This is a genomic window from uncultured Lamprocystis sp. (assembly GCF_903933125.1).
Lineage (GTDB): Bacteria > Pseudomonadota > Gammaproteobacteria > Chromatiales > Chromatiaceae > Thiodictyon.
Genome location: NZ_CAIZIZ010000046.1, coordinates 1 through 16,499 on the forward strand (window position 1 = coordinate 1; position 16,499 = coordinate 16,499).

At 62.4% G+C, this 16,499-nt stretch carries 15 protein-coding genes; 8 read left to right on the forward strand and 7 right to left on the reverse strand.

What is annotated here, in order from left to right; translation table 11 throughout:
• Positions 1–224: 224 nt before the first annotated feature.
• Entirely contained in the window at positions 225–1,121 is an 897-nt protein-coding gene (gene argB / locus QZY03_RS01990; protein ID WP_295577737.1) for an acetylglutamate kinase, read from the forward strand.
• 78 nt (positions 1,122–1,199) lie between these two features.
• Here argB and QZY03_RS01995 read toward each other — a convergent pair whose 3' ends face one another.
• Positions 1,200–2,261, reverse strand: coding sequence for a DUF4124 domain-containing protein (locus tag QZY03_RS01995; RefSeq protein ID WP_295577740.1), 1,062 nt, complete (start codon positions 2,259–2,261; stop codon positions 1,200–1,202).
• A 108-nt stretch (positions 2,262–2,369) separates the two neighbouring features.
• Positions 2,370–3,011, reverse strand: a complete 642-nt coding sequence (pyrE, locus tag QZY03_RS02000; RefSeq protein WP_295577781.1) for an orotate phosphoribosyltransferase — start codon at positions 3,009–3,011, stop codon at positions 2,370–2,372.
• A 211-nt stretch (positions 3,012–3,222) separates the two neighbouring features.
• On the opposite strand from pyrE, the gene QZY03_RS02005 reads away from it, so the two are divergent.
• Positions 3,223–3,906: a sulfite exporter TauE/SafE family protein gene (locus tag QZY03_RS02005; RefSeq protein ID WP_295577743.1), complete on the forward strand. Its 684-nt coding sequence runs from the start codon at positions 3,223–3,225 to the stop codon at positions 3,904–3,906.
• 31 nt (positions 3,907–3,937) lie between these two features.
• Here QZY03_RS02005 and QZY03_RS02010 read toward each other — a convergent pair whose 3' ends face one another.
• The 4 genes from QZY03_RS02010 to QZY03_RS02025 form a co-directional block, all read right to left on the reverse strand.
• On the reverse strand, positions 3,938–4,384 hold the full coding sequence (locus QZY03_RS02010; RefSeq protein ID WP_295577745.1) for a DUF4426 domain-containing protein: 447 nt from the start codon (positions 4,382–4,384) through the stop codon (positions 3,938–3,940).
• Positions 4,385–4,424: 40 nt separating this feature from the next.
• Positions 4,425–6,392 (reverse strand): dynamin family protein, encoded by a 1,968-nt coding sequence (locus QZY03_RS02015; protein WP_295577747.1) that lies wholly within the window; start codon positions 6,390–6,392, stop codon positions 4,425–4,427.
• Positions 6,393–6,527: 135 nt separating this feature from the next.
• A complete protein-coding gene (locus QZY03_RS02020; RefSeq protein ID WP_295577749.1) occupies positions 6,528–6,848 on the reverse strand; it encodes a DUF167 family protein in 321 nt (106 codons plus the stop codon).
• A gap of 2 nt (positions 6,849–6,850) precedes the next feature.
• Positions 6,851–7,312, reverse strand: a complete 462-nt coding sequence (locus QZY03_RS02025; protein ID WP_295577750.1) for a CBS domain-containing protein — start codon at positions 7,310–7,312, stop codon at positions 6,851–6,853.
• A gap of 250 nt (positions 7,313–7,562) precedes the next feature.
• On the opposite strand from QZY03_RS02025, the gene QZY03_RS02030 reads away from it, so the two are divergent.
• From QZY03_RS02030 to QZY03_RS02045, 4 genes are all read left to right on the forward strand, one after another.
• The gene (locus QZY03_RS02030; protein WP_295577752.1) at positions 7,563–8,402 is read left to right on the forward strand and encodes a hypothetical protein; all 840 of its coding nucleotides are present in this window, start codon (positions 7,563–7,565) and stop codon (positions 8,400–8,402) included.
• Between the two features lie 180 nt (positions 8,403–8,582).
• Entirely contained in the window at positions 8,583–11,513 is a 2,931-nt protein-coding gene (locus QZY03_RS02035) for a ribonucleoside-diphosphate reductase subunit alpha (RefSeq protein WP_295577755.1), read from the forward strand.
• Between the two features lie 253 nt (positions 11,514–11,766).
• A complete protein-coding gene (locus QZY03_RS02040) occupies positions 11,767–12,321 on the forward strand; it encodes a hypothetical protein (protein WP_295577757.1) in 555 nt (184 codons plus the stop codon).
• Positions 12,322–12,350: 29 nt separating this feature from the next.
• Complete coding sequence (locus QZY03_RS02045; RefSeq protein ID WP_295577759.1) at positions 12,351–12,665, forward strand: pyrimidine/purine nucleoside phosphorylase; 315 nt, start codon at positions 12,351–12,353, stop codon at positions 12,663–12,665.
• 61 nt (positions 12,666–12,726) lie between these two features.
• Here the strand turns inward: QZY03_RS02045 and QZY03_RS02050 are convergent, their stop codons facing one another.
• On the reverse strand, positions 12,727–12,990 hold the full coding sequence (locus QZY03_RS02050) for a ferredoxin (RefSeq protein ID WP_295577761.1): 264 nt from the start codon (positions 12,988–12,990) through the stop codon (positions 12,727–12,729).
• A 436-nt stretch (positions 12,991–13,426) separates the two neighbouring features.
• Here QZY03_RS02050 and QZY03_RS02055 point away from each other — a divergent pair, with 436 nt between their 5' ends.
• Together QZY03_RS02055 and QZY03_RS02060 are read left to right on the forward strand one after the other, a co-directional pair.
• Positions 13,427–14,839 (forward strand): ribonucleotide-diphosphate reductase subunit beta, encoded by a 1,413-nt coding sequence (locus tag QZY03_RS02055; protein WP_295577763.1) that lies wholly within the window; start codon positions 13,427–13,429, stop codon positions 14,837–14,839.
• The gene (locus QZY03_RS02060) at positions 14,836–15,987 is read left to right on the forward strand and encodes a DNA adenine methylase (protein WP_295577766.1); all 1,152 of its coding nucleotides are present in this window, start codon (positions 14,836–14,838) and stop codon (positions 15,985–15,987) included. The genes QZY03_RS02055 and QZY03_RS02060 overlap by 4 nt, the downstream gene beginning before the upstream one ends.
• Positions 15,988–16,499: the final 512 nt, after the last annotated feature.

Genomic DNA, 16,499 nt, shown 5'->3' on the forward strand with positions numbered 1-16,499 from the left:
CCGGTATTCGACCACGAAGCGCACCGAATATGCCTTCGCCGACCTGCGGCGCCGGCTCGCACAGGAGCTCGGCGGGGAGGGTTTTGGTAGCGATTGCGGGGGGGCCAACAAACCGACGCAAAATCCCCTGATCGCCGCGGTTATGCGGCTCGTGGCGTAATTGAAAACAGGAAACTTCAGGTTAACTACATTCCGACTCTTTACCCAGCATACGCGGAGAACCTATGTCATTGCCGAGTGAACGGGCGCATACGATCGCCCATGTCCTGATCGAAGCCATCCCTTACATCCGCCGCTTCCGCGGCACCACCGTCGTGATCAAGTACGGCGGTAACGCGATGGTTGACCAGGAACTCAAGCAGAGTTTCGCCCGCGATGTGGTCCTGATGAAACTGGTGGGGCTCAATCCGGTGGTGGTCCATGGCGGTGGACCACAGATCGGCTCACTGCTCAAACGGTTGGGCAAGGATAGCGAATTCATCCAGGGCATGCGGGTCACCGACGCGGACACGATGGACGTGGTGGAGATGGTCTTAGGCGGTCTGGTCAACAAGGAAATCGTGAGTTTGATCAATCGGCATGGGGGATCGGCAGTGGGCCTGACGGGCAAGGACGGCGATCTGATCCACGCCCGCAAGCTGCTCCTGCGCCGCGATGCGCCCGAGTTGGCAGAGCCGGAAATCATCGACCTCGGCCATGTGGGCGAGGTCGAGAGTATCGATGTCTCGGTCGTCGATCTGCTGATCGGCGGTCATTTCATCCCCGTCATCGCCCCGATCGGGGTCGGTGCCGATGGCCGCTCCTACAACATCAACGCGGATCTGGTCGCCGGCAAGGTCGCCGAAGTGCTGAAGGCGGAAAAGCTCCTGCTGCTGACCAACACCCCCGGCCTGCTGGATGCGGACGGCCACCTGATTCCGGAACTCGACGTTGGGCGGGTGCAGGAGTTGATCCGCACCGGTGTCATTGCCGGGGGCATGCTGCCCAAGGTGCAGTGCGCACTGGACGCGGTGCAGGCAGGAGTGAAGAGCGCGCACATCATCGACGGCCGGGTCGAACATGCGGTGATGCTCGACCTCTTCACCGATGAGGGCATCGGTACCCTGATTCGCCGCCGCTGACGGGGTTCCGCGGCAGTCGCGGCACGCCGGATCGGTCAGTTGGCAGCAGCTTCCAATCCAATCGGCCGTGCCGTGACCTTACTGGTCCATCTCGATTAAATTCAATGCCTCCCTGCGCGCCGGTCCAGTCACCGCTTCATGGAACCCATTCAACACCGCGGCGGCGCGTTGGTCGTCGCAACTGGTGTCGGTTGACGCATGATTTTTGCACTGCAGGTCGAGAAAAATGGATGCGGTCGAGCTATCGTCTTCCTGGATGCGGGAAAGCGTCAGACTGAGATCCTCGCGCGTTTCCGGGGGGGCCGTAATCACGATATTCGAACCGCTTGCCTGAATCGCGGTCGTGGCGCGAGCCTGGACGTACGCAACCGCTCGCGCCCAATAATGATCGCATTGGGCGTCCGTGTCGCAGGTCACGAGATTGCGCAAGGCGAACTGGGGCGATCCCCGCGGGGCCTCCGGCCGGTCTTCCGGGATATCCTTGAGTTGGCGAAAACGCTTGAGATCGCGATCGAAATCCTGCCTGATCGCCTCCTTTTGCTGCTCATGGTCGACAATCGTGGCGTAGGACTCGCGAATTTGACGCTCGGTCTTGCTCATCCCCTCGGCATGGTGCTGCGGGAGCGGCTTGCCCGCCCGTTCAAGATCGGCCGCGTCCGTGCGCAGCTTGCGCAGCCAGTCCTGCTGACGGCGGATGTTGCCGCGGGCGACCTGTATGACGACATCAATGGCCGCCAACTTCCCATCCCGCGCCATCACGAGATCGTCGACCGAGCGGAAGGTCCGCAACAGCACCCGATCGGCGGCCTTCTGCTGATCGACCAGGCGCTCCTGTTGGGCCCGCAGGCGCTCCAGCTCGCGCTCACGCTGAATCTCCTCGATCGTTTGCGCGGGGGCCACCTGCTCGACACGCACCCCCTGCTTGCTCAGCTCCGCATGCCCCTTGTCGACTTGGTTTGGCGGGATCTGGTCGGTATAGTGGACAACCCCGCTCTCATCCGTCCAGCGGTACATCTTCGGCCCGTCACTGAGCGCCGGACCCAAGGCAGCCAACATCAGCAACGCGGCGACCGGCACCCGACGCAAACCTGACCGCCGCTGGACCAAACGCTGTGCTTGCACGACGACCGACCACAACATGATGGGGCCTCTGACAATCTCCGCGGGCGCACCTGAACCACTGGTGCGCCAATCACGCACCGCTTCGCCGAACCACCCAAACTGCCGCATCGGGCTCATACCACTTCATTAGACCCCATAGCGCGAGCGATAGGTCCGTACCGCGTCACACAACGCACTGTCAGACCCCGAAATATCCAGAAATTCGATGAGGTCATCAAGTGTGACGATACTGAATACCGGGAGACCGAATAAGTCTTGAACCTCGGCGACGGCCGAGCGCTCGCCCGCACCGCGCTCCTGGCGATCCAGGGCAATCACGACGCCCATGGGTTGCGCCCCCGCCGCGCGAATCACCTCCATCGACTCGCGCACCGAAGTGCCGGCAGTGATGACATCATCAATGATCAGGACCCGCCCGGCGAGCGGGCGCCCAACGATGACGCCGCCCTCGCCGTGATCCTTCACCTCCTTCCGATTGAAGGCGTAGGGAACGTCACGACCGGTGTCCCGGGCCAGTGCGATACTGGTCGCCGCGGCCAGGGGGATACCCTTGTAGGCGGGACCATAAAGCACGTCGAAGGCACCGGCGGAGGCGCCGATCCGCGCGGCGTAGGCCGCGGCCAGTCGCGCCAGCCGTGCGCCGGTATCAAAGAGTCCGGCGTTGAAAAAATAGGGGCTCCGGCGGCCGGACTTCAAGGTGAACTCCCCGAACCGCAGGGCGCCGATGTCGGCGGCGAAACCGAGGAACTCACGTTGGTAGGCTTGCATGATCATGGTGCGATACAAAAGAATTGTCATTGCTATAATACATCGGGCGCTGCGCCAAAAACGGGATGCCGTTCGCTTGTCGCAACAGACATGCTGCCGCATCGGCGCGGTCGAGCCTCCCAAGCGCCAAACCGTTCTCATCCTCCCCGTGTTCGCGGCCGACCAGCCCACGTACCGTTACCTCCATCACCGCGCGCCGGGCTAATCCCGTATGAACCCTGTCGGAATCTACCTTACCGCCATGCTGGTCGGTCTGCTCGGCGGCGTTCATTGTCTGACGATGTGCGGGGGCCTGGTCAGCTCACTGACGCTGGGGATGGACGCCCGCGCACGGCGGGACCCTTGGCGTCTGCTGCCGCTCCAACTGGGCTATAACCTGGGACGGATCCTCGGCTACAGCTTCGCCGGGGCACTGGTCGGCGGCCTGGGTGCCGTGCTGCTGCAATTGGACACCCTACAGATCGTCCAGCGCGCCTTGTACGGACTGGCCGCTGTGATGATGATCCTGCTTGGGCTGTACCTCGGCGGTTGGTGGCGCATCCTGCGCCTCACCGAACGCTTAGGGCTGGGGTTGTGGCGTCGACTGGAGCCGCTGACCCGTCGCTGGCTACCCGTGCGACGGGTCACGCAGGCGGTTGCCATCGGCTTCTTCTGGGCCTGGATACCCTGCGGCCTGGTCTACAGTATGTTGATTACCGCGATGTCTACCGGCAGCGTCGGCGGCGGCGCGCTGGTCATGATCGCCTTCGGCGCGGGCACCTTGCCGAACCTGCTCGGCATCGGCCTGCTGGCCGGCGCCGCCGCCCGCCTGGCAGAACAACCGCGGGTGCGGCAGTCGGCGGGGGTCATGGTCATCGCGTGCGGCGTTTATGGCCTCTGGCAATTGTTTTCTTAGGAAAACGCCTTTGGCGTCGCAGTCGTTGTCGTTATCGGTAAAAAAACTCCTGGCTCATCCGCACGACCGTGGGCTCAGCGACGCCCACCGGCCGCACCTTGATATCAAATGTGATCTCTTGGCCGTCGGCGATCGGAAACGCGCCGATATAGGAGACAAAGCCGCGCTCCTCGATCTCGTGCATGGGAACACGAACCGACTGGTCGGCCGAATCGACGATCGCCACATCCACCAGCGCCTTGACCGGGATGCCGGTCGTACCGACCTGGTCCTTGATGACGCTGACGTTCAAGACCCCGCGGTAGTGACTGCGTTCGATCTTGTGAGCCTTCGCGACCTCCGGACTCAAGGTGTCGGCATTGACCGCGTTATGGTAAATCGTAAACTCACCGACGCGTGTCATGGGTTCAGCCGCTAGCAGAACGCCATGCATCAGGGTGACCGCCGCGAATGCCGCCAAGGCAATGTGTTTGAACATCGAGGATACTTCCGTCGTTGAGTAGGCGCTGGGTTGCCGCTCAGCCGACCACGAGACGCGGCCGCTGCGGCGCCTCTTGCTCGGTGAGCGGGTCATAGTGCAAAGCATTGTGGATATTGCGCAGGGCGGTCAACTCTTGGGCAAAGCCGACATACTGAGTTTGCATATCGTCGATCCGCTTTTGCAAGGCATTCTTCGAGCGTCCGATCCGCTGGAGATTCTCAAGACGCTTCTCCATCATCTGCTTATGATCTTGTATTTCTTCCGCCAGGGGCTGCAAGCTATCGCGAATCCAGCCGTCGAAGGCGACGCGCAACTGATCGAACAGCACCTGCGCGCGGCTCACCAACCGTTGGTTGTAACGACGGGTCACCATCCCCCTGGAAGCAAAGATCATCCGTGGACTGCGACGAAATCCATCCATCTCCTGGTACAACAATTCGATCTCGACCCGGTACTTCATGGGCAAAAAGACCTTGGGCATGGTCAGGTCGAAGCCAAAACCCTCGCGAAAAATCTGGTAGGTCTCCCGCACCAGTCTGCGGATACGCTCACTCTCCGTCGCGATCGACTGCATGGTCCGGCGTAACTCCTCGAAGAGTCGTTTCATCGCACTCATCAGTCCGCCGGTCGTCCAACTCCGCGCCAAGTCACGCTGGGCGCGGTCGATCATCGCCTCAATGTTTTCGACTTCCAAGAGACGACGACACTCGCGTGTCTGCGTGATCAAGTCCTCCCGACTTTGCTGAAACTGTTGCAAGCCCTTGAGATAGCGCTCTTGTTCTCGCCGGGTCCGGTCCAGCAACTGGGCGATCACGTCCTGACTCTTGTCGCGCAGTTGTTCGAGCTCCTCCAACTGCGACTTGACACGACTGATACGCGACGCGATGCGTGCTCTGTTGCGATCCAAGACCTGGCCGACACTCGCGTCGATCACGTCGATCAGCGACTGATACTTGGTCTCGAGCATCTTGGTGGCGAGGTGCCGCTCCAAGGCCGGCAGGGCACTACGCCGCAGCAGCATCTCGTCCTTGCCGACGTTGGCCGCCAGGGCCTGCCGGGCCGAGACCGGAAACACGGCATCTTCGCCGATGCCGAGCGCCTGCGCCGTGTCGCGCCGGCGCGCGGTGATCGCGTCATCCTGCTGCGCAAGATCGCGCGGCTCATCGCCCAACGCGTCGATCTTGTTGAGAACCACCAGCATGGCACGCTGGCGGCCACCCTGAAATCCCTGCAAGTGATGTTGCCAGATCGCCAGGTCACCGCGCGTCACGCCGGTGTCCGCGGCCATCACAAACAGCACGGCCTGGACCGCGGACAGGACACCGACCGTGAGATCCGGCTCGCTTTCCAGCACCTCGACCCCAGGAATATCCAGGATGACCAGCCCCTGCTTGAGCAACGGATGAGGAAAGCTCAGAACAGCGTAGCGCCATTTGGCGATCTCGACCATGGCCGTTGCCGGTTGGCCGGCGGGCACCTGAACCATACTGGACAGACCAAGACGGGCAGCCTCGCCCATTGACACCGTCTTGGTCAGCAGAAGCTCCGCGACGATTTCCGCCAACTGCTCGGGATGCGCAACATCGAGCGGGTAATGGACCCAGTGCTTGGGATCAGACCGCAACGCGGCAAGCGGCGTGTCCGCGGCGCGGGTCTCAACCGGCAACAGGCGCAGATACGCCTCATTATGCTGGTGGTCCCACAACAGTTCGGTAGGGCACCGGGGGGTACGCTCAGCCGCCGAAGGCAGCAGCCGGACGCCGAGGTCGGCGAAGAAGAGCGCGTTGATGAGTTCGCTCTTGCCGCGGGCGAACTCCCCCACCAGCGCGACTCGCAGGCGGTCTTGGGACAGGGCCTCGTGCGCGGCGCGCAAGTGCTCGCGCGCCGACGGAGTGGCACGCCGGTGCGCTTCGAGCCAGGCCTCCAAATCCTGGATAGCGCGCGTCACCCGCAGCTTCCAGTGCTGGTAAGTGGCAAGCCGTCGTTGCAGTGCGGGGGTTTGCATGGCCCTTCGAGTCCGTCCCAGGCGATTGCCGGAAATCGCCTTTACTGCCGTGATGAGTTGGTATCCAGCCAGAGTATACACGGAGTCAAGACAGGGTTCCGGCCCCGCCGCCGCGCCTGGGACCTGACCTGCTGCTCAGCGCCGACGCGACACCGGCGGACCCTGGGGTCGATCGATCGGCACCGGAAATCGGCCCGGAGAGCGAATCAGCAACCGTTTGATGCGTGACTGCTCACCGCTGAGAAAGGCCACTCGCGACGGGGCGACGCCAAACGCGCCGGCGATGAACCGGCGCAGTGCGGCATTGGCCTGCCCCTCGACCGGCGGGGCCTGGATGCGCACCCGCAGACTCCCGTCCTGCGCTTCGCCGAAAGCGTCCTGGCGGGCGCGCGGCTGGATCCGCAACGTCACTTCCAGGTCCTCACCAGACCAACGATACCAGAGGGCCTCAGACATCTTCAGCGCGTCAAGGCGCCGGTGAGGTTGGCATGGAAGATCGCTTTATGGACATCACCCAAACTCAGCATCCCCACGAGACGACCGCTCTCCGTCACCGGTATCCGCCTGAAATTGTGGCGCACCATGACCGTGGCGGCACGCAGCAGATGCATTTGCGGATCAACCGAGATCGGGCTGTGCGTCATCAGCTCCTCGACACTGCGTTCCAGTACCTCGTTGTAGGTCTTCAGCTGGCGGTCCAAATCCACGCCGTGCATCCCCTCGGCGACAAGGCTGTCGATGGTCGGGAACAGGCTGTGCAGCACGTCCCGCTCGGCGACGACCCCGACCAGTTGCCCCGCGTCGTCCACCACGGGCAACCCATGATAGCGATACAGGCACATCAGTGACGCGACCTCTAGGATGCGCTGGCCTGGCTGCACCGTGCGCACCTCCCGGCTCATGACATCGCCGACTTTCATCTGCGGTTCCTCCTCCGACAATGACTGACCCCGATCGTCGGCTCCAACGCGTTGACCCAATCAGGTCGGGGCCCGATGGTACCGTCCCGACGTGCCCGTTGCGAGTCGAATCCGCGGGTATGAGCGCAGTATAGCGATCCCGTGACAGTGATGCGACGCGTCATGCAGGGTCCCATGCCCGGCACCGGGTTTGCCTGAGGGCGGGCGCTGAGCTATCCTTCGACTGCCGTTTCCAAGGTAGATCGCAAGAATGGACAGCAACGAGGCGCCGCCGCCCGCTGCCGGGCCCAGCCCGGACGCGCAGGCCCTGCTGCTCACCGGAGTCGGCAACCCCAACGCCCCCGCCGACGCGACCCGGGAGACGCCCGAGTCAGCGACGACCCCCGCCGCCCGTTACACGATCGACGCCCGCAGCGGCTTCTACCAGCGAGAGCGCCACGGCCACCGCGGATCGGGGTCGCACCGCGACAGCCGCCGCCCCGACGCACAGCACCTATCGACCCACGCCATCAGCCGAGCCAAGCGCAGCCGACAACACTGGGCCGCCCGCCTGATCGCTCTGGCCGCGATCATCGCCTCGGTGGTGCTGGCGATACTCCTGATCCGGTCCGACTTCCGGGGTGACGCGCTCGACGCGGAGGCCGGAATCCTCGCAAGTGAAATCCACCGTGTTCAAAATGAACTGGAGCAGACCAAACAACTGCTGGCGGCCCAGGAGGTGGAACGAAACACGCTGATGAAGCAAAGAATCCCCGGCATCGCCACATTCGCAATCGAAAAGATTTATGACCTCAATAATCAGTATGTCAAGAAGCTGAGCTTTTCGGCCGCCGGACCGGGTGACGACAAAGCGCTCGTTTACTACGCGGTGCTCAAGAACACCAGCGCGGCAGCGATCACCCCAGACGCAACGATCCTGCTGTTCGACCGCAAGGGGCTCCAGACGGGCGCCGCCCGCCTGACCCGCGAGGCCGCGTCGACGCCGATCGAACACGAACAGTTAGAGCCAGGCGCGACCCGCACCTACTCCGCGCGGATCGAACCCAGCCGTCCCGACACGCCGTTCTATTTCCTGATCGAGGTCCGTTAGGCGCTTGCCGGACCATCCTGTAGCCGCACGATTCACGGCGAGCGAACAATATATAGTGGTTGACGCGCTTCCTGAAGCGCATATATTGTGCTTTATCCCTATGCGCGCCAGACGACCAGGCCGCTGCATCCCCGCCTCGACACCACGCGTCCCGACCCCTCGGGCCGATCAGGAGGAACCATGTCCGCACCAGTCCTGCCCCGCACAGCAACCCCAGAACCACACGAAACCGCGGTCGCCGAGCGGGAGTCCACACCCCACTTCAGCCACCGGCCCGCGGGCGGTGCCGGTGCCGCGCAGACCCCGGGGCGACTTCAGGTCATCCGCCGCAACGGCCAAGCCACCGCGTTCGACCCCAACAAGATCATGGTCGCCATGACTAAAGCCTTCCTGGCCGTGGAAGGTGGTAGTGCCGCGGCATCAAGCCGTGTTCATGACCGCGTGCATGAACTGACCGAACAGGTCGCATCCGCCTTGACCCGGCGTCTGCCCGGCGGCGGCATCGTCCACATCGAGGACATTCAGGACCAGGTCGAGCTCGCCCTCATGCGGGCCGGCGAACACAAAGTCGCCCGCGATTATGTGCTCTACCGCGAGGAGCGCGCCCGCGAGCGCGCCCACCAGGCCGCCGCCGCCACACCGGCGACTGAACACCCACTGCGCGTCACCCTGGCCGACGGCAGCACCCGACCCCTGGATGTCGCGCGCATCGGTCGTCTGGTGGATGAAGCCTGCCGCGAACTCGCCGGGGTCGACGCCGCCGCCATCCTCACCGACACCACCCGCAACCTCTTCGACGGCGTCCGCGAGGCCGACGTGGGCCAGGCGCTGGTGATGTCCGCCCGCACCCTGATCGAGACCGACCCCGCTTACAGCCAGGTCGCCGCCCGGCTGCTGCTGGACCTGCTGCGCCGTGAGGCGCTGGGCTACCTGGACATGGCCGTCGGGGTCGAAACCCAGGCCGATCTGGCCGAACGCTACGGCGACTACTTCAGCGCCTACATCCGGCGTGCCGGCGACCTGGAACTGCTGGATCGCCAACTCGCCCGCTTCGATCTCGCGCGCCTGGGCGCGGCCTTACGGCCTGAGCGCGATCTCCAGTTCAACTATTTGGGGCTCCAGACACTCTACGACCGTTATTTCATCCACACCGCCGCCGGCATCCGCTTCGAACTGCCTCAGGCGTTTTTCATGCGCGTCGCGATGGGGCTCGCCATCAACGAAATCGAGCGTGAAGAACGTGCCATCGAATTCTATGAGCTGCTCTCCAGCTTCGCCTTCATGAGCAGCACGCCGACCCTGTTCAACTCCGGCACCCTGCGGCCACAGCTCTCGTCCTGCTTCCTCACCAGCGTACCGGACGACCTGGACGGCATCTACAGCGCCATCAAAGACAATGCACTGCTGTCCAAATTCGCCGGCGGCCTCGGCAACGACTGGACCCGGGTGCGCGGTATGGGTGCGCACATCAAGGGAACTAATGGGCGCAGCCAGGGTGTGGTGCCCTTCCTCAAGGTCGCCAATGACACAGCCGTGGCGGTGAATCAGGGTGGGAAGCGCAAAGGCGCCGTGTGCGCCTATCTGGAAACCTGGCACATCGACATCGAAGAGTTTCTGGATCTGCGCAAGAACACCGGCGACGACCGCCGCCGCACCCATGACATGAACACCGCCAACTGGGTACCAGACCTGTTCATGAAGCGGGTGGCCGAAGATCAGCAGTGGACCCTATTCTCACCGGACGAAACCCCGGACCTGCACGACCTGATGGGCCAGGCGTTCGAGACCGCCTATACCGCCTACGAGGCGCGCGCCGAGCGCGGCGAGATGAAAGTCAGCAAGCGCATCAAGGCGCTCGATCTGTGGCGCAAGATGCTCGCCATGCTGTTCGAGACCGGTCATCCCTGGATTGCTTTCAAGGACCCGTGCAACCTGCGCTATACCAATCAGCACGTCGGCACCGTGCACAGCTCCAACCTGTGCACCGAGATTACACTGCATACGAATGACCTGGAGATTGCCGTCTGCAATCTCGGCTCGGTCAATCTGGCCGCTCATGTCACCGACCAGGGCCTGGATACCAAGCGCCTGCAAGCCACGGTCCGCACCGCCATGCGGATGCTGGACAATGTCATCGACTACAACTTCTACAACGTCCCGCAGGCCCGCAAATCCAACCTGCGGCACCGCCCGGTCGGACTCGGGATCATGGGCTTCCAGGACGCGCTCTACCAACTGCGCATCCCCTACGAGAGCCAGGACGCCGTGCAATTTGCCGATACCAGCATGGAATACCTGAGCTACTACGCCATTCAGGCCAGCTCGGACCTGGCCGAGGAACGCGGGCGCTATCCGAGTTTCGCGGGTTCATTGTGGAGCCGCGGCATCCTTCCGCTCGACAGCATCCAACTGCTGGCCGAGGGTCGCGGCGGTTATCTCCAGATGGACACCAGCCATACGCTGGACTGGGACAGCCTGCGCACGCGGGTGCAGACCATCGGAATGCGCAACTCCAACTGCATGGCCATCGCGCCGACCGCCACCATCAGCAACATCGTCGCCGTCAGTCAGTCCATCGAGCCGACCTATCAGAACCTGTTCGTCAAGTCGAATCTCTCGGGGGAATTCACCGTGGTTAATCCCTACCTGGTCGCGGATCTGAAGGAACGCGGGTTATGGGACGCCGTGATGGTCAATGACCTCAAATATTTCGACGGGTCGGTGCAACAGATCGACCGCATTCCAGACGAACTGAAAGGCCTCTACGCCACCGCCTTCGAAGTCGACGCCCGCTGGCTCATCGAGGCCGGCAGCCGCCGTCAGAAATGGCTCGACCAGGCGCAAAGTCTCAACCTCTACATGCGCGAGCCGAGCGGCAAGAAGCTCGACAACCTCTACAAACTCGCCTGGGTGCGGGGTCTCAAGACCACCTACTATCTGCGGTCCATGGGCGCCACCCATGTGGAGAAATCCACCATGGATGATGCCGGCAAGGCCAATCAGCTGAGCGCAGTGGGCGGGAGCTATATCGCACTGGACAAAGGCAAGGGGAATGGGGCCGCGCCGAAGGTTTGTTCGATCCTGGAGCCGGATTGCGAGTCTTGTCAATAGCCACGACGCTGTCCATGCAGAGTTCGAACGATGCGAAACCGCACCCGACCGTTCGAGGTCACCGCGGCACCGCATCGCGGCGGGACGCCGCTCCCACGGGATCGCTGCGCGACTTTGCACGGTAAAGCCTCGACCTCCGGTTTACTTGCGAGGTCTTGAACACCCCGCGGAACGCGGGTAGCATCCACACGACGCCACCAGGGCGATTGCATAACCTACTCTTTTTCTAAGCGAACGAGGTCGGTAGCCGTCCATGGACCATCACCAGATACTGATCAGGACGGCGAAAGGCCAGGACGAGATTCGAAGCAGGACCTTCGGCCTGTCCCAGGAATTGCGTCACCTGCTGATCCTGCTCGACGGACATCGAACCGTGGAGGAGATCCTGTCGCGGCACCCCGAGATCGGCCAAGAGGTCGAAGCCCAACTCGACACACTGCTCGCCGGCGGGTTCCTCGCCCCACACGAGTCGGCGTTCGAAATGGGCGCCTACAGCATCGACGACTGGGATTTGCTCGAGTACGAGCACCAGGCGCTGCAGGAAGCGGCACCGGCGGGCGTCGACATTCCGCCTGAGCCGCACTTCAACCTGGAGAAGGCGAAGGGTTTCGCCCGCTATGTGGTGCTGGGTGCGCTGGGTCCGGTCGGGGCGCATCGCGTCGAACGAATCGATGCGGCAACCGACGCCAGTGAACTGCGGGCGGAATTGGACGAACTGCGTGACCTCCTGCCCAAGCTCCTCTCGCCGCACCAGGCCAAGCAGGTCTGGGACCAGCTCGAACCCTTGACCCTACCCATTCAACAGTAAACACCAAACCGTCAGTAGAGAGACACTCCATGTCCGAGTTCGAGCACGTCAACGTCGTCCGTGAGGCCAACATTTTCTTCGACGGCGGCGTGACCAGCCGCACCATCCGTTTTGCCGACGGCACCCGCAAGACGTTGGGGATCATGCAGCCCGGTGACTACGAGTTCAACACCAGCAGCGGAGAACTGATGGAGATCCTGTCCGGGGACTTGGATGTGCAACTCCCCAACACCGCCGATTGGCGCACCTTCAAGGGCGGTGAGTCCTTCAGGGTCGGGGCCGGGGAGCGGTTCGGACTGCGGGTGCGCACCGTGACCGATTACTGCTGTTCCTTTTTGCCTTGAGTCATTGATCTTCCTTGATGTAACGACGGCCGATGGCGTCAGCAGTCGCTGGCCGCCGGGCTCACCACTGGAGGCGTTGGCGCAACTCCTCACGTTGCGCCTCGGAGGGGAAGATCACGGCCCCGGCACTGTCGAACAGCGAGATGGAAAGACTGGGGCAACCTTGCGCGACCTCCTGCAGAACCTTCTCGGCCGCCAGCCGGCCGGTGGTGGCGGCCTTGAATTCATCACCGATTTCGACCTCGCGAAAGGCGTCCGGGCAAACCACCCAGCAGGTTCCGCAGCCGATGCAGGTGGGGGTGTCAACTTCGATCTTCTCGATCATAGGGCCGTCTCCTGGCGGCAGTGTGTGTTTCGGACGTTTCGGTCAAGCGGCTCCGAGGCAACCCGTCACGCCGTGACCGGCCGTCGGGACCCTGGCCTCATGACCAGGCTCCACGATCGTGCAAGGTGACAACGATAGACGCTTTCGTTCCCTTCAAGCAAACCTGCGTCAACTATGCCGGCTTCGTGATCATCTCGGCCATGTTTCAGGCGGTGGGCGACGTCATCGCCGCCAGACACACGATGCAGTGTGTTATTTGGCGTTTCACCACTATATCTTGTGATTGAGACTGGACATCTCCGAGCAATCGCCTAGAATAAGCGAACCATCGCCGAACCTCCAGACGCGCCGCCCGGCACCAGGATCGACGCGCGGCGACCACCAGGACCTTGCCCAGGCACCTGAACCAGCAGCCGAATTCCGAGGACTGACCACGATGTTGAACTGGGACGATCCACTCGCCGCCGCCAAGCCCGGCACCAGCCACACGGCACCGCCCGTGGCCGCGTTCGATCCGCTGGTCGAGCTGCCGCAACGGTCCAGGCTGACCCCTGACGCCCCGGCGGCAACCCCCTTCGTCAGCCAGTCGGGTGCCCGTGACATCCGGACCCAGGTGCGTCCTGGGCATGGACTGGTCACCAACGAGGCCCTGATGCAGACCGCCGGTGCGGCGCCCGTGGTCGACCCCAATCCGTTCGCCCCGCAGGTGGAACTGCCCTTCGAGGACACCCTGCTGTCCGGCCTTGAGCGGACATCAAAGAGGAGCACCGACCACAGCGCCGCCCAGGCCGCAGGCGGGGCTACGGGCCTCGAGTCCCTTGAGTTGGGCGCCGGCCGCGTGCGGGTGGATGACAAACGCATCATCAACTGCCGTGCGGATCTGAACCAGCTCGTCCCCTTCAAGTACGACTGGGCCTGGCAGAAGTACCTGGACGCCTGCGCCAACCACTGGATGCCGCAGGAAATCAACATGAATGCGGACATCGCCCTCTGGAAGGACCCGAACGGTCTGACCGAGGACGAGCGCACCATCATCAAGCGCAACCTGGGATTCTTCTCGACCGCCGACTCGCTGGTTGCCAACAATCTGGTACTGGCCGTCTACCGCCACCTCACCAACCCGGAGTGCCGCCAATACCTGCTGCGCCAAGCGTTCGAGGAGGCCGTGCATACCCACGCCTATCAATATGTCGTGGAGAGTCTGGGCCTGGATGAGGGTGAGATCTTCAACATGTACCGGGAGGTTCCGGCCGTTGCCCGCAAGGCCGAATGGGCGCTGCCCTTCACGCGCTACCTGGCGGACCCGCATTTCCACACCGGCACCCCCGAGAACGATCAGAAGCTGCTGCGCGAACTGGTCGCCTTCTATGTCATCTTTGAGGGGATCTATTTCTACGTGGGCTTCGTGCAAGTGCTGTCCATGGGCCGCCGCAACAAGATGACCGGCACCGCCGAGCAGTTCCAATACATCCTGCGCGACGAGTCCATGCACATGAACTTCGGCATCGACGTCATCAACCAGATCAAGATCGAGAACCCGCACCTGTGGACTGAAGCCTTCAAACAGGAATTAGTGGCGATGATCCGCGAGGCGGTGGAACTGGAGGCGCGCTACGCCTACGACACCATGCCGCGCGGCGTACTCGGGCTGAACGCCCCGATGTTCGAGGACTACCTGCAATTCATCGCCAACCGCCGCTGCGCCCAGATCGGCTTGGCGGAGCAATACCCCGGCGCCGGCAACCCGTTCCCCTGGATGTCCGAGGTCCTCGATCTGAAAAAGGAAAAAAATTTCTTCGAGACTCGGGTCACGGAATATCAGACCGGCGGGGCGCTGAACTGGGATTGATTGGCAGCCAGCAGCAGATGAAGACGTACAATCATTTACTCGTTCCCCACCCGTTTCCTTATCAGGGAAGCAAACGTGGCATCGCCAAAGACATCCTGCCGCACGTTCCCAGCGATGTTCAGTGCCTGATCGAGCCTTTCTGCGGCGCCGGAGCACTATCACTGGCTGTCGCAGCGAATGGCTTAGCGAAACGCTTCGTCCTTAATGACGTCAGTGAACCACTGATGACATTGTGGGTGGAAATTCTTGAGCGGCCTCATCTACTGGCCGACCACTATGAAGCCCTGTGGCTTGCCCAGGAACCGGATCGAAAAACTTATTTCTTCAAGATCCGCGATGAATTCAATCGCTCCCATCAGCCGCATCACTTACTTTATTTGTTGGCACGGATCGTAAAAGGTGCCGTTCGCTACAGTTCCGATGGCCTTTTCAACCAAAGCGCCGATAATCGTCGCTCGGGAATGAAACCGAATACGATGAGACTGAATCTTTTGGGCGTTTCACGACTGCTGGCGCAAAAGACCAAAGTTCATGCTGTCGGTTTCGCGGAAATTGCGGGCGAAGCAAAGGCCAAAGATCTGGTTTATATGGACCCGCCTTACCAGGGAACATCATTCACCCGGGACCGTCGTTACTTAAACGGACTCACTTACGATGACTTCGTGGATGCGCTGATCGAAATGAACGAGAAAGACATATCCTACATCATCAGCTATGACGGTATCACGGGCGACAAAACGCACGGCAAACCCCTGCCGGAACACTTGGCGCTAAAGCACCTATACATCCATGCCGGGAGATCAAGCCAAGCAACTCTGCTGGGCGGAAATGCCGAAACCATTGAGTCATTATATCTATCTTCAGCGCTCGTTGAAAGACTAGCCGGAGAATGCAGCAAACTCCATGGGGAGGCGCCGTCGGTGAGTATCGACCCCAATCCGGATGACCCGAAAGGATCGGCCATGATCATCCGCCATGGTCAGGCCACCGCGCAGACCTATGTGCGTTGGATGCTGTTTCAGGCGGACCGCCTGATGAAGGGCTATACCCTGGGTGCCGACAACGACACGGGCAAGACGCTCAAGTCCGCCGTACCGGGGTTCGGCAAGGTCCTGGATACGCTAACCCGGCGGGCACCTCCAACGTGAAGACCTGATCATGAATGCGCACGACATAGAAACCCTCCCGCAGAACCCGCTCGCGCAACGTCGGCCTCAGGTCCACCGCGGCCAGGATGCCGTAGAGCCGTTTCTCCCGATGCGCGGGGAAAAGGTGCGGAACCGGTGCAGCAGGTTCTGCAACTGGGTGATCGCCTCCTCGCGCAGGTGGCTCTTGACCGCGACCAGATAGGCGGCGTTGACAGCGCCGTTGGCGTAGGCCAGGACTCGGTCTCTCGTTGCGCTGCGGTCAGTTCGCGCAACAAGGCCCAGACATCGCCGGCGGTCGTGGCCATGGGTTGCTCCCTCCGGTCGTGGCGATGGCGGGAGTATAGCGCCAACGCTGGGTTTCGTTCTCACTCGACCCATCCTCGACGGAGCCGATTTCGTCGGGTGGATCAGCGCAGCGCGTAGGATGGGCATCGCTCGCGCTCTGCCCATCCTACCGCACTACGAAACCGGCCCCGTTGTAGGGTGGATAAGGCGCGCCGCTCGGTGGCAGG

Excerpts from the sequence above, each read along its gene's own strand:
- QZY03_RS01995 (WP_295577740.1), bottom strand. The coding sequence starts at position 2,261 with ATGTTGTGGTCGGTCGTCGTGCAAGCACAGCGTTTGGTCCAGCGGCGG.
- QZY03_RS02055 (WP_295577763.1), top strand. The coding sequence starts at position 13,427 with ATGTTGAACTGGGACGATCCACTCGCCGCCGCCAAGCCCGGCACCAGC.
- pyrE (WP_295577781.1), bottom strand. The coding sequence starts at position 3,011 with ATGCAAGCCTACCAACGTGAGTTCCTCGGTTTCGCCGCCGACATCGGC.
- QZY03_RS02010 (WP_295577745.1), bottom strand. The coding sequence starts at position 4,384 with ATGTTCAAACACATTGCCTTGGCGGCATTCGCGGCGGTCACCCTGATG.
- QZY03_RS02015 (WP_295577747.1), bottom strand. The coding sequence starts at position 6,392 with ATGCAAACCCCCGCACTGCAACGACGGCTTGCCACTTACCAGCACTGG.
- QZY03_RS02050 (WP_295577761.1), bottom strand. The coding sequence starts at position 12,990 with ATGATCGAGAAGATCGAAGTTGACACCCCCACCTGCATCGGCTGCGGA.
- argB (WP_295577737.1), top strand. The coding sequence starts at position 225 with ATGTCATTGCCGAGTGAACGGGCGCATACGATCGCCCATGTCCTGATC.
- QZY03_RS02035 (WP_295577755.1), top strand. The coding sequence starts at position 8,583 with ATGTCCGCACCAGTCCTGCCCCGCACAGCAACCCCAGAACCACACGAA.
- QZY03_RS02025 (WP_295577750.1), bottom strand. The coding sequence starts at position 7,312 with ATGAAAGTCGGCGATGTCATGAGCCGGGAGGTGCGCACGGTGCAGCCA.
- QZY03_RS02030 (WP_295577752.1), top strand. The coding sequence starts at position 7,563 with ATGGACAGCAACGAGGCGCCGCCGCCCGCTGCCGGGCCCAGCCCGGAC.
- QZY03_RS02045 (WP_295577759.1), top strand. The coding sequence starts at position 12,351 with ATGTCCGAGTTCGAGCACGTCAACGTCGTCCGTGAGGCCAACATTTTC.
- QZY03_RS02040 (WP_295577757.1), top strand. The coding sequence starts at position 11,767 with ATGGACCATCACCAGATACTGATCAGGACGGCGAAAGGCCAGGACGAG.
- QZY03_RS02005 (WP_295577743.1), top strand. The coding sequence starts at position 3,223 with ATGAACCCTGTCGGAATCTACCTTACCGCCATGCTGGTCGGTCTGCTC.
- QZY03_RS02020 (WP_295577749.1), bottom strand. The coding sequence starts at position 6,848 with ATGTCTGAGGCCCTCTGGTATCGTTGGTCTGGTGAGGACCTGGAAGTG.